Source organism: Streptomyces sp. HUAS MS02, from assembly GCF_055702265.1.
In genome coordinates this window covers 4,529,884-4,543,212 of record NZ_CM146747.1, presented here as the reverse complement: position 1 = coordinate 4,543,212, position 13,329 = coordinate 4,529,884, and the positions used below count along the sequence as shown (strand labels likewise).

At 71.7% G+C, this 13,329-nt stretch carries 9 protein-coding genes and 1 pseudogene; all 10 read left to right on the top strand.

Annotated features, from left to right (window positions below; all coding sequences use genetic code 11):
* Positions 1 to 167 precede the first annotated feature (167 nt).
* Positions 168 to 470 (top strand): hypothetical protein, encoded by a 303-nt coding sequence (locus ACZ9QC_RS19505; protein WP_472921289.1) that lies wholly within the window; start codon positions 168 to 170, stop codon positions 468 to 470.
* Between the two features lie 212 nt (positions 471 to 682).
* Positions 683 to 1,459 (top strand): NPP1 family protein, encoded by a 777-nt coding sequence (locus tag ACZ9QC_RS19500; protein ID WP_472921288.1) that lies wholly within the window; start codon positions 683 to 685, stop codon positions 1,457 to 1,459.
* A 149-nt stretch (positions 1,460 to 1,608) separates the two neighbouring features.
* The gene (locus ACZ9QC_RS19495; protein WP_472921287.1) at positions 1,609 to 1,770 is read left to right on the top strand and encodes a hypothetical protein; all 162 of its coding nucleotides are present in this window, start codon (positions 1,609 to 1,611) and stop codon (positions 1,768 to 1,770) included.
* Positions 1,763 to 1,996, top strand: a pseudogene (locus tag ACZ9QC_RS19490) (phosphatase PAP2 family protein); the annotation flags it as partial. The gene ACZ9QC_RS19495 and the pseudogene ACZ9QC_RS19490, both read left to right, overlap by 8 nt.
* A gap of 254 nt (positions 1,997 to 2,250) precedes the next feature.
* Positions 2,251 to 2,688: an NfeD family protein gene (locus tag ACZ9QC_RS19485; RefSeq protein WP_472921733.1), complete on the top strand. Its 438-nt coding sequence runs from the start codon at positions 2,251 to 2,253 to the stop codon at positions 2,686 to 2,688.
* Between the two features lie 29 nt (positions 2,689 to 2,717).
* Positions 2,718 to 3,830 carry an SPFH domain-containing protein gene (locus tag ACZ9QC_RS19480; RefSeq protein WP_472921286.1) on the top strand — a complete coding sequence of 371 codons (1,113 nt, stop codon included), beginning with the start codon at positions 2,718 to 2,720 and terminating at the stop codon, positions 3,828 to 3,830.
* 343 nt (positions 3,831 to 4,173) lie between these two features.
* Entirely contained in the window at positions 4,174 to 4,662 is a 489-nt protein-coding gene (locus tag ACZ9QC_RS19475; protein ID WP_472921285.1) for a hypothetical protein, read from the top strand.
* A gap of 162 nt (positions 4,663 to 4,824) precedes the next feature.
* Positions 4,825 to 6,858 carry a flotillin family protein gene (locus tag ACZ9QC_RS19470; protein WP_472921284.1) on the top strand — a complete coding sequence of 678 codons (2,034 nt, stop codon included), beginning with the start codon at positions 4,825 to 4,827 and terminating at the stop codon, positions 6,856 to 6,858.
* A 179-nt stretch (positions 6,859 to 7,037) separates the two neighbouring features.
* A complete protein-coding gene (locus ACZ9QC_RS19465) occupies positions 7,038 to 12,014 on the top strand; it encodes a DNA repair ATPase (RefSeq protein ID WP_472921283.1) in 4,977 nt (1,658 codons plus the stop codon).
* A gap of 224 nt (positions 12,015 to 12,238) precedes the next feature.
* A complete protein-coding gene (locus ACZ9QC_RS19460; RefSeq protein ID WP_472921282.1) occupies positions 12,239 to 13,324 on the top strand; it encodes a PucR family transcriptional regulator in 1,086 nt (361 codons plus the stop codon).
* Positions 13,325 to 13,329 lie beyond the last annotated feature (5 nt).

The window sequence follows — 13,329 nt, the reverse complement described above, 5'->3', positions numbered from 1 at the left end:
GGCGGGCGACCTCGACGCAGTCGCCGCCCGTGGTTCCGTGTAACTGGACTTACGCCAGGGGAACGTTGGCCAGATCCGGTGTGGACTCCACTCCGGTGGCGTGAAGCGCGTAACTGCCTCTCCCGAGGGAGGACTTGGCGCCCGGCACGGCACCGTCTTCACCCTCGGTGAGCACTCCGCCCGGCGCCTGCGCCGCATCCTCCGCCTGTATCTGTCGTCCCGACCGGCGTGCCGCGGTGCTGATGCCGCGGCTGCCGGGGGAGCCGGGGCTGTGCGTGGAGGTCACCGACACGGGCCCGTGCCCGCGGTCGTCCACAGCTGTGGACGGACTCTCGGAACTCTCGGAACTCTTCGAACTCTTCGAACTCTCCGAGGACGGGCGTGGAGTGGCGATCGTCGAGGCCGTGACGGATCGGTGGGGGCGGGTTCCGCTGACCGGCCCGCCTGGCAGGCCCGCCCGGTTCGAGTGAGACGCCAAGGCCGCGGGACAACGCGAGGTGAACGGCGAACGGCGCGAGAGGAACGGGTGTTGACGCCACGAGGAACATCCGCCCGAAACGCCGAGGACGATTGTTCGCCCTGATCAGAACATGCTGCCGATCAACTCCACGCGCTCCAGTCTCGGTGTCGTCCCGCCGGAATCCCGGCAGAACGAACCAAGCGAACCACTGGAGCACCCCACATGTCTCAGACAGCCAGGCCCCGCCGACGGTCCCGTCTCGCCAAGGCCGCCCTCGTCCTGGGCAGCGCCGCCGCCCTGACCGTCGGTCTGACGGGCAGTGCCAGCGCCGGCGTCCTGAACCCGCTGCCGTGGAACGCGAGCACGTTCCAGAACAAGTACATGCCGCTGTTCGACTATGACGGGGACGGCTGCTTCCCCGCGGCGGCGGTGGACGCGAACGGAAACCTCAACGGCGGCCTCAACCCCAGCGGCTCGATCACCGGCCAGTGCCGCGACGGCCACCTCGGCAGAGCCAACACGTACTCGCAGTCCCTGTGCCGGAACGGCTGGTGCGCCTACGTCTACGCGCTCTACTTCGAGAAGGACCAGACGCTCAACGGCGCCGACGCCTTCGGGCACCGCCACGACTGGGAGTCCGTGGTGGTCTTCCAGAAGCAGGGCGAGGAGCGTCCCCGGTACCTGGCCGCCTCCCGGCACGGCGGCTACAGCACCCACCCGATCAACGAGGTGCCGATGGACGGCAACCGCGTCAAGATCGTCTACCACAAGGACGGCGCGAGCACGCACGCCTTCCGCTTCGCCAAGTGGGGCGAGGTTCCCGAGGCCTGGGGCAACGGCGGCTGGGACACCCCGGCCCTGGTCACCATGGAGCAGATGGACAAGACGCCGCGCGACGCCCTGTGGAACTCCCAGTGGGGCAGGGCCAACTTCCCGCTGACCAACAACCTGGTCAGCAACATCAACAAGGCCCGCCCCGGCGAGGTCCCCGCGTTCTGACGCACGGACCGACCACCGGGCAGTCGCCGGCGGTGGTCCCGGCTGGGTCATCGCGGACAGCGCCGTCGGAGGACGACGCGGCGCTGTCCGCTGCGCGAAGGACTACGCGGCGAACTCCAGGTGGACGTGGAACGCGCCCACCGGCCCGCGTGCGGGGCGGCGGTGACCCCGTCGACGGCGTAACCCCGCTGGGCACCAGCGGCTGGACGCAGTACGACGTGCTGACCTCGCCCGGGGACGTCAGCGGTGACGGCCGCGCGGACCTGATCGCCCGTCAGGCCTCCGCCGGGGACGTCTGCCTGTCTTCTTGAGCAGGGTTTTCCCAGCGGGCACACGGCCATCCCCGCCGCGCCGACCCTCGCCGCCGTCCTCGTCGTATCCCCTCGCATCCGCCCCTACGTCGCCACGGCAGGTGTGCTGTGGCTCGCCTGCATCGCCGCCGCCAGCGCGACCATGGGCGGCCACCGGCCCAGCGAAGTGCTGGGAGCCACACTGCTGGCTTGTGCCTGTTACGGCCTCTGGGACGCGCTCAGTCCGGCGTGTCCTCCCGTGGTCCGGTCAACAGTGAACGCGGACGTGATGCCTGGCTGTGTAGGCGCTCACCTGGGAGCGTCCCCTGGGGCGGACCCGCCCACAGACGCTGATGATCACGGCGGCCGTTCAGCTGCCCGCGGGCACCACTCCGATCAGGGCGCTCCCCTCCACCGCGTAAGAACCACGGTTGCCGCGTCTGTCTGCCAGGCGTTCCGGAAGGTAGGTTGGTGGGGAAGCCCCTGAAGGAGGGCGATTCGATGCCGTGGTTCTTCTGGCTGATCGCCGCCGCGGCGCTGGGTGCGGCGGAGTTCTTCACGCTGACCCTGGTCTTCGGCTTGTTGGCGGGCGCCGCGTTGGTGGCCGCAGTGGTCGCAGGTGTGGGCATCGGCCTGCTCGGCCAGCTCGTGGCCCTCGCGGCGGCCTCGGCGGCGGGTCTCCTGATCGTGCGTCCTGTCGCGCTGCGGCACATGGCGCAGCAGCCGCTCGTGCGCGACGGCACCGACGCGCTGATCGGCAGGCGGGCGGAGGTGATGCAGGAGGTCACCGCGACCCATGGCCTGATCAAACTCTCCGGCGAGGAATGGTCCGCCCGCGCCCTCGACGAGACCCTTGTCATCCCGGTGGGAGCGTTGGTGGACGTCATGGAGATCGAAGGGGCCACGGCCATCGTCTACCCCCGCGAACTCCTTCCGTGAACGGCTGAACACCCAGCAACGGAGGCACTGTGGATCCCGTCGTCATCCCTCTCCTCGTCGCGGCCATCGTCGTCGTCTTCCTCGTGGCCTCCACCGTGCGGATCGTCCCGCAGGCGCGCCGCTACAACGTCGAGCGGTTCGGCAGATACCGCCGGACGCTGCAACCCGGCCTGAACCTGGTCCTGCCGGTGGCGGACCGGATCAACACCAAGCTCGACGTGCGCGAACAGGTCTATTCGTCCGACCCCAGGCCGGTGATCACCGAGGACAACCTCGTGGTCAACATCGACACCGTGCTCTACTACCAGATCACCGATCCGCGGGCGGCGGCCTACGAGGTCGCCGACTACCTCCAGGCGATCGACCAGCTCACTGTCACCACGCTGCGCAACGTCATCGGCAGCATGGACCTGGAGGAGACGCTCACCTCGCGCGAGGAGATCAACTCCCGGCTCCGCGCCGTCCTCGACGACGCCACCGGCAAGTGGGGCATCCGGGTCAACCGCGTCGAGATCAAGGCCATCGATCCGCCGGCCACCATCAAGGAGGCGATGGAGAAGCAGATGCGGGCCGAGCGTGACAAGCGTGCGGCCATCCTGCACGCCGAGGGTGAGCGACAGGCCAAGATCCTCACCGCGGAAGGCACGAAGCAGAAGGACATCCTGGAGGCCCAGGGCGCGCAGCAGGCCATGATCCTTCGGGCGGACGGTGAGGCCAAGGCGGTGGAGCTCGTCTTCCAGGCCGTCCATCGCAACAACGCCGACCCGAAGGTGCTGGCCTACAAGTACCTGGAGACGCTCCCGCACCTGGCGAGCAGCGACAACAACACGTTCTGGGTGATCCCGGGGGAGCTGACCGAGGCGGTCCGCACCGTCACCCGAGCCTTCGGTGACGAGTCGACGACGGTGACCCCGGCCCCCGGGCAGTCCGGGGAAGCGGCCACCGCCGACGATCACGACATCCCGGACGGCGGCATCCGGACCCCGCAGCTGGAAGCGGGCTCCATGGTGTCCCTCGACGCCGCGGCCGCGGCGGACGAGGCCGGGAAGCAGGCCGCCGCGGCGGTCAGCGACGCCAAGGCGGAGGCGGAGGCGGCAAAGCCGACCCAGGTGCCGCGCCGGGCGCGGACTTCTGACGGTTGAGCAGCCGGGGCCGACCGAGAACCGTTTCGCGTGCCCAGGCGCCGGTGCACGGCCCCCCGGTGCGACCGCCACGCCGGCCCTTGTATGACCGCGCATATGACCGCGAACCGGGACTCCGAGGGGGAGCCCGGCGTTTCTTGACGCCTTCTTAGCAGGGCCCCGGCATGGACGATCCACCCAAGACTGCCGGGATCCGGCAATGCGGTGGGGGGCAGATGCGGGCAACATAAAGGGCGAGGGGAGCACGCGACCGAGGTCCCGATGCCGGGCACCGGCAGGTGTCCGGCATCCGGGTCGCGGAGCTGTGCCGAAGTCGTGCGACGGGGTCGATCGGGGGGTGGGCATGCGGACGTTCTTGGAGGCCGCCACAGGCTTTCCGACTTTCCTGTTCACCGTCCCGCTCGTGGCGGCCGCGGGTTTCTGGCTGCTGGTCACGGTGGGTGCGGCCGGCTCACGCACCTTCGACGGGGACGCCGACCTCGGAGCGCTGGGGCTGGACGGCGTCCCGGTCGCGGTCGCGTTCTCGCTGTGGACGGGCTTCGCCTGGGCCGGCAGCCTCGGCGCCGTCGTCCTGCTGCAACCGTCGGCTTCGTCGGGGCCGGCGCATGCGCTGACGGGGCTCGGCGTCCTCGTCGTGGCTCCCTCGGTCTCATGGGGTGCGACCCGATCGGTGGTACGGCTGCTGCGCCGCCTCCATCCCGATGAACCCGGGCCGTCCTCGCCGCGCGTCGCCGGGCCGTCCCGCTCGGGCCGTTCGGAGCCGGCGGACACCGGCCTCCTCCAGGGCGACCGCGCAGCCCCGGAACTCCACGCACGCCGTCGGGCCGCCTGAACCGCAGACCCGCCCCTGCCCCTGGGGGTTGCCCTCCAGAGGCGCACGTAAGCGCGGGTGCTCCTTCCGGCTCCCGGCATGCGCTCCCTCCCGATCTTTCCGTTCCCGATGACGTCCGGGCCCGCCCGGTCTCGGGTCCCTCACCCGCCAAGGATGTTTCTCATGACTGCCATGACCGTGGGCGCCGGCGTCTTCCTGCTCATAGCGCTCCTCGTCCTCCTCCTCTTCTCCCGGCTGTTCCGCAAGGTGGAGCAGGGCAAGGCACTGATCGTGTCCAAGACGCGGAAGGTCGATGTGACCTTCACCGGGCAGGTCGTGCTGCCCGTGCTGCACAAGGCCGAGGTGATGGACATCTCGGTGAAGACCATCGAGATCACCCGGGCCGGCAAGGAGGGGCTGATCTGCCGGGACAACATCCGGGCCGACATCCGGATCTCGTTCTTCGTGAAGGTCAACAAGACCGTGGAGGACGTCGTCAAGGTCGCCCAGGCGGTCGGTACGGCGCGGGCGAGCGACCGGAACACGCTGCAGGAGCTGTTCCACGCGAAGTTCTCCGAGGCACTGAAGACCGTCGGCAAGCAGCTGGACTTCACCGACCTCTACACCAAGCGTGAGGAGCTGCGGTACCGGATCATCGAGGTCATCGGCGTCGACCTCAACGGCTATCACCTGGAGGACGCGGCGATCGACTACCTGGAGCAGACGCCGCTGACCCAGCTCGACCCGGCCAACGTCCTCGACGCGCAGGGCATCCGGAAGATCACCGAGCTGACGGCCGTGGAGCACGTCCGTACCAACGAGGCCCAGCGCACCGAGGAGAAGGAGATCACCCGGCAGAACGTCGACGCCCGGGAGACCATCCTGGAGCTGGAGCGGCGCCAGGCCGACGCCGAGATCAAGCAGCGGCGGGAGATCGACACCGTACGGGCGAGGGAAGAAGCCGAGACGGCCCGGGTGGTGGAGGAGGAGCGGCTGCGGGCGCAGGGCGCGTTCCTCAAGACCGAGGAGCAGCTGGGCATCCAGCGCGAGAACCAGGCCCGCGAGGTCGCCGTCGCCGCCAAGAACCGCGAGCGGGTCATCGCCGTGGAGAGCGAGCGCATCGAGAAGGACCGGCTGCTGGAGGTCATCGCCCGGGAGCGGGAGACCCAGTTGACGCGGATCGCCGCCGAGAAGGAGGTCGAGGCGGAGAAGCGGGAGATCGCCGAGGTCATCCGGGAGCGGGTCGCCGTGGACCGTACGGTCGCCGAGCAGGAGGAGTCCATCAAGAAGCTGCGGGCCGTCGAGGAGGCGGAGCGGCGGCGGCAGGCCGTGATCATCGCCGCGGAGGCGGAGGCGCAGGAGAGGCTGGTCAAGGACATCAAGGCGGCGGAGGCCGCCGAGCAGGCCGCCACCCACCGGGCCGCCGAGGAACTCACCCTGGCCGAGGCCCGGTTGAAGACCGCAGACCTCGACGCGCGGGCCAAGCTGCGGCTCGCCGAGGGCGTCCAGGCGGAGACGGCCGCCGAGGGCCTGGCCGCCGTCCAGGTCCGCGACAAGGAGGCCGAGGTCATCGAGAAGGCCGGCCGCGCGGAGGCCGAGGCCACCGAGGCACGCATGCGGGCCGAGGCGGAGGGCTCCCGGGCCAAGGCGCTCGCCGAGGCCGAGGCCATCGGCGAGAAGCTGAAGGCCGAGGCGGCCGGCCTCACCGAGAAGGCCGCCGCGATGGCCGCGCTCGACGAGGCGTCCCGTACGCACGAGGAGTACCGGCTGCGGCTCGCGGCCGAGAAGGACATCCGCCTGGCCGGGCTGGACGTGCAGCGGCAGGTCGCCGAGGCGCAGGCCACGGTGCTCGCCACCGGGCTGGAGAACGCCGACATCAGCATCGTCGGCGGGGAGTCGGTCTTCTTCGACCGGCTGGTCGGGGCGATCTCGCTCGGCAAGGGCGTCGACGGCTTCGTCCAGAACTCCGAGACCGCCCAGGCACTCGCGGGGCCCTGGCTGAACGGTACGGCGAGCTTCACCGACGACCTCACCCGCGCCCTCGGCTCGGTCTCCACGGCCGACGTACGGGATCTGACCGTCTCCGCGCTGCTGATGAAGCTGATGAAGACGGGCGGCGCCGACTCCGGTGCTCTGCGGCAACTGCTGGACATGGCAGGGGAGCTGGGTGTCGCGGACACCCCGCTCGCCGCGCTGAACGGCAACGCCAGGAGCTGACCGGCCGAGCGGCGCGGGGCCACCACCCCGGGGCCGCTCAGCGGTCCGGAGCTGCCGCACAGGGGACGGCAGCTCCGGGCCGCGTCACACCGGCCCAACAAGGCTTCGACTTCGGAAAGTCCCCGACCTCCTGAGACTTCCGAGTGACTTCCGAGTGACATCCGAGAGGGACCGATCGCATGACCACCGGGACGACGGACCTGGACACCCGCACGTACGAGGCGCTCGCCACCGATACACACGACGTGCCCGACACCGGTACGCACGACGTGCTCGACACCGGTACGTACGACGTGCTGCGCGACCGGCTCACCGCGCAGGCCGCCGAACTCGCCCGCCGCGCCGAGGCCCTCAACATCCGCCGCGCCCAGGAGTTCGGCTCGACGCGCCTCGACCTCACCGGCACCGAGCGGCTGCGCACCGAGCACTCCTGCGTGCCCCGCGACATCGTCTCCGTCGGTGATCTGCTGCTCCTCGGCCACAACGCCCTCACCCGCCGTGGGCCCGAGACGGCCGTGAGCGACGTCCTCGCGCTGCACGACCGCGACCTGAACCGGCTGCCCGACGACGCCGTGCCCGGTCTGCTCGACGACCCCGGCTTCGTACGGGAGTTCACGGCCCTCCACCGCTACTACCGCCAGGCCCACCTGTTGCGCCTGAGCCGTGTCGACGGCAGGCTCCTGGCCGTCTTCCGTACCGGCGAGAAGGCCGACGACCTCCGCGTCCTGCGCTGGGCGCTCACCGACGACGGACAGGTGTCCTTCCTCGACGCGCGCGGCGACCGCGACCACGTTCCCCCGCCCGCCCACGACTTCACCTGGACCGAGGCGACCCGTGAGTCCCACGTCCTCGGCCGCCACCCGCACGTGTCCGTCGACGGAGAGGTCTTCGTCACGACCGTCGGAGGCGCCCTCACCGTCAAGGTCGAGGACGACACGGAGACGGGCGAGGGAATCCACTCCGAGCCCGTCGACGAGCCGTTGCAGTCACTCGCCGACGCCGACATCGCGTACGCGCGGGTGGGCACCCTCGTCCTGCTGCGCATCCGGCCCTACAAGGAGGACGCGGACCGCTACCTGGTCTTCCACACGCTCACCAGGAGTGTCGTCCGTCTCGACGGCATCGGCCCGGCGTGCCGCCGCCTGCCGGAGGACCAGGGCATCGTCTTCCCCGGCGGCTACTGCCTGGCGAACGGCACGCACAAGATCTTCGACGGCGTCGGTGCCGGCGACCTGGAGTTCGACCGGGTGGTCCGCTCGCCCAACGGCGAGGACGTCCTCTTCGCGTTCCACGCCCCCGTGGCGGGCCGCAGCCTGCTGCTGCCGTACAACGTGATCCGCAAGGAGACCGCGACCCCGCTGACCTGCCGGGGCTGGGCCCTCCTCGACGACGGCACGCTCGTCCTGCTGCGCGCCGAGGGCGAGGAGCCACAGCGGGTCCACCCGGTCCAGCTGTGGAGGTCCCCCTACGTCTCCGACACCCACGCCGCCGCCCGGCCCCTCGGGGACGGCCCGCTCGCCCGCGTCGGCAACGCCGACCTCGTGCGCGGCATCTCCGACTGCCTCTCCATCGCCGGTGCGGTCGCCGGGACGACCCCGACGAGCGAGGTGTACGAGGCGCTGGTCGCGGCCTGCGTCCGGGCCGCCGACACCTACCACTGGCTGGGGGACGCCGAACTCGGCGATCTGCGGGCGCCGCTCACGAACGTGCGGACCACGGCCGAGCAGGTACTGGCCGAGTTCGAGACCGTACAGGCGCTCACCCGGCAGGCCGCCGACGCGCTCGGTGAGGCGGCGGACCGGGTCGCCCAGGTGGTGCGCCGACTGCGGGGGGAGACCTTGCGGGGCGCCGCCGCCTGGGTGTCCGGCCTGACCGAACTCCGTCAGGCGCAGGGGCATCTGCTCACGCTCAAGGACATGCGGTACGCCGACACGGCCCGCATCGACGAACTGGCCGCGGACGTCGAGTCCGACCTCGCCTCGTTCGGTCAGCGGGCGGTCGCCCACCTGGCCCGCGAGGACGCCTTCGCCGACCACCACGCGGAGGTCGAGCGCCTCCTCATGGACGCCGACGCCCTCGCCACCGTCGCTGAGGCCGGGTCCGTCTCCGCACGCATCGACGCACTCGCGGACGGGCTGGGCACGGTGACCGAGGTCGTCGCCGGACTCGACATCGGTGACGCCACCGTCCGCACCTCCGTCCTGGAACGGATCGCCGAGGTCCTGGCCGGTGTCAACCGTGCCCGCGCCGTGCTCGACGGCCGCCGCCGCGAGCTCCTCGACCGGGAGGGACGTGCCGAGTTCGCGGCCGAGTTCACCCTGCTCGGCCAGGCGGTCACCATCGCCCTCGCCTCCGCCGACACTCCCGAGGCATGCGACGAGCAGCTCGCCCGCCTGCTGGCACGGCTGGAGAACCTGGAGGCGCGGTTCTCGGAGTCCGCCGAGTTCGACGACTTCCTCGGGGAGCTGGCCGACAGGCGCGACGAGATCCACGAGACGTTCTCCGCCCGAAAGCAGAACCTCGCCGATGCCCGCGCCCGCCGCGCCGAGCGCCTCGCCGACGCGGCGGCCCGCATCCTGCGCACGGTCGTCCGCCGCGCCGCCTCCCTCCCCGACGCGGACGCCGTCACCACGTACTTCACCTCCGACCCGATGCCCGCCAAGGTCCGCCGCACCGCCGACGAACTGCGCCAACTCGGCGACCAGGTACGGGCGGACGAGCTGGACGGCCATCTGAAGGCCGCCCGCCAGGAGGCCCTGCGCGCCCTGCGCGACCGCACCGACCTCTACGGCGACGACGGCCGCACGATTCGCCTGGGCACCCACCGCTTCACGGTGAACACCCAGCCGCTCGACCTCGCCCTCGTCCCGCACGGCGACGGCCTGGCCTTCGCGATCACCGCCACCGACCACCGCTCCCCGGTGACCGACCCCGACTTCGCGGCGACCCGCCCGTACTGGGAGCGCCCGCTGCCGTCGGAGTCCCCGGACGTCTACCGCGCCGAACACCTCGCCGCCCGGCTGCTCGACGAGCACGGCGCGACGGCCCTCGCCGAGGCCACGGACCTGCCCGCCCTCGTACGCCGGGCGGCGCAGGAGGCGTACGACGAGGGATACGAGCGCGGAGTCCACGACCACGACACGGTCCTGATCCTGACCGCGCTGCTCCGCCTGCACGCGGAGGCGGGCCCGCTCCGCCACGAGCCGGTGGCCCGCGCGAGCGCCCAGCTGTTCTGGGCGCACGCCACGACGGCCGAGGAGCGTGAGGCGTGGACCCGCCGGGCCGTGTCGCTCGCCCGCGCCCGGGAGACGTTCGGGCTCGCGCCCGCGATCGCCGACCTGCGGGGTGAGCTGGCGCGAGCGATCGGCGGACCCACCGCGGACGCCGCCGCGGCCTACCTCTTCGAGGAACTCACCGGCGGCGCCGACGGCTTCGTCATCGACGCCGGTACCCGCACCCTGCTCGACAAGTTCCGCCGTACGGTGGGGACTTCGGCGTACGACGAGGACCTCGCCGCCCTCGGTGACCTGGGGGCACGCCGGCAGCTGGTCGAGGCGTGGCTGTCCGCGTACGCCGCCTCCACCGGCGCGGACCTCGCGCCCGGTGACCTGGCGGCGGCGGTGGCCGCCGAGCTGTGCCCGGATCTGACCCGCTACGAGTACGACGCGCGCCTGACCGAGACGGTCGAGGGCCTGCTCGGCACCCACCCCCGCCTCGCCGACGGCACCCTCACGGTCCGGATCGACGAACTCCTCGCCCGCACCCACGCGTTCCGCACCCACGAGGTGCCGGCGCACCGCGCCTACCAGCGTCACCGCCACGCCCTGACGGCCGCCGAACGCGTCCGGCTGCGCCTGGACGAGCACCGCCCGAGGATCATGTCCGGATTCGTCCGCAACCGGCTCGTCGACGAGGTGTACCTCCCGCTCATCGGCGACAGCCTCGCCAAGCAGCTGGGCACCACGGGCGAGTCCAGGCGCACCGACACCGGCGGTCTGCTGCTGCTCGTCTCCCCGCCCGGCTACGGCAAGACGACCCTCGTGGAGTACGTCGCCGACCGGCTCGGCCTGATGCTGGTGAAGATCAGCGGCCCCGCCCTCGGCCACACGGTGACCTCGCTCGACCCCGCCGAGGCCCCCGACGCCACCGCACGCCGGGAGATCGAGAAGATCAACTTCGCGCTGGAGGCGGGCAACAACACCCTCCTGTACCTGGACGACATCCAGCACACCTCGCCCGAACTGCTGCAGAGGTTCATCCCGCTGTGCGACGCCACCCGCCGCGTCGAGGGCGTACGGGACGGCGAGCCGCGCACGTACGACCTGCGCGGCAAGCGCTTCGCCGTCTGCATGGCCGGCAACCCCTACACCGAGTCCGGCAGCCGCTTCCGCGTCCCCGACATGCTCGCCAACCGGGCCGACGTGTGGAACCTCGGTGACGTCCTGACCGGCAAGGAGGACGCCTTCGCGCTCAGCTTCATCGAGAACGCCCTCACCGCCCACCCGGTCCTCGCCCCGCTCGCGGGCCGTGACCGCGCCGACCTCGACCTGCTGATCCGGCTCGCCGGGCACGACCCCACGGCCCGTGCCGACCGGCTCACCCACCCGTACGCCCCCGCCGAGCTGGAGCGGATCCTCGCGGTCCTGTGCCACCTGCTCACGATCCGGGGGACGGTCCTGGCGGTGAACGCCGCGTACATCGCCTCCGCCGCACAGTCGGACACCACCCGCACCGAGCCGCCCTTCCAGCTCCAGGGCTCCTACCGCAACATGAACAAGATCGCCCAGCGCGTCCAGCCGGTCATGAACGAGTCCGAACTGGCCGCCCTGATCGACGACCACTACACGGCCGAGGCCCAGACCCTCACCACCGGAGCCGAGTCCAACCTCCTCAAGCTGGCCGAACTGCGGGGCACGCTCACCCCGGAACAGGCCGCCCGCTGGACGGAGGTGAAGGCGGCGTACGTCCGAACCCAGGCCCTCGGCGGCCCGGACGACGATCAGCTCACGCGCGCGGTCGCCGCACTCGGCCTCCTCGCCGACCGGATCGCCGCCGTCGAGTCCGCCATCGCGCGGGCCGCAGACCCCGGCAACCTGCGCGCCAACCCGAACGCCCGGCACGCGGCCCACGCCGTACGCGACGTGGAGGGGCTCTGATGTTCCAAGGCCGACATGACCGCGACCGGACCTCCCGGCACACCTGGGAGCAGCGTGGGCGCCGCGTCGGCTGCCCGCCCTTCGACGGCCCGCCCGCCTCGGCCCCCCTGCCCGAACCGGCATCCCCTTGCCGGGGGCAGGCAGCGCTCCGGGCACGGGCGAGTACGCTCCTGCGACCGTGCGTCAGAACGACGACAGGGGCGCATCCGATCGGGGGGACCTGCATGGCGGGAAGGGACGTGTCCGAGGGGCGCGGGGCGGCGGGGCACGAGACGTATCTGGAGGGATACGCCGACATCCTCGCCGATGCCTCGGCCACCGGCCGCAGGCTCTCCCGGGAGGAACTGGCCTCGCGCCGTGCCCTGGGTGAACAGGCGGCCGAGGCGGGGATCGGGCTGCGTGCCCTGGTCGGCGCCCACATGACAGCCACCCGGGCGCACTGGCCCACCGGCAGCGAACCGATCGTGGACGACGTGCTGTCCGTCGCCGCGCAGGCTCTCGACGCCTTCGCCGAGGGCTACGAACGGGCCCAGCGCCACGCCGTGCGCCAGGAGGAGGCCGCCCGCCGGGAGTTCATCGACGACCTGCTGTACGGCCGCAGCGACCTGGGCCGACTGGCCCAGCGCGCGGAACGCTACGGGCTGCGGCTCTCGTACGAGCACGCGGTCGCCGTGGCCCGCGGCCCGGCCGCCTACGAGGAGGGCGACCCGGTGCTCCGGGAGGTGGAGCGCGCGTTGAGAGGCCGGTTCGGCGACCGCAGCATCCTGCTCACCACCAAGGACGGCCGACTCGTCTGCGTCGCCCCGGGCGACCAGGACGATGTCCTCGCGTACTTCGCCAAGCAGGCGTTCGCCGCGACCGGGGGCGGACAGGTGGCGCTCGGCCGCCCGCACACCGGCCCGGCGGGCGTCGTCCAGTCGTACGAGGAGGCCCTCAACGCCCTCGACCTGGCCGAACGCCTGGAACTCGACGATCCCGTGCTCCGCTCCGCCGACCTCCTCGTCTATCCCGTCCTCACCCGGGACAGACAGGCCATGGCCGACCTGGTGGAGAACGCCCTCGGCCCCCTGCGTCAGGCCCGCGGCGGAGCCCAGCCACTCCTCGACACCCTCACCGCCTACTTCGACTCGGGCTGCGTCTCCGCCGAGGCCGCCCGGCGGCTGTCGCTGAGCGTGCGCGCCTTCACGTACCGCCTCGAACGCATCCACAAACTGACCGGTGCCGACCCCTCCGATCCGGTCCACCGGTACACCCTCCAGACCGCGGTGATCGGCGCCCGACTGCTCGACTGGCCGGCGAAACCCCTCTGACCCGC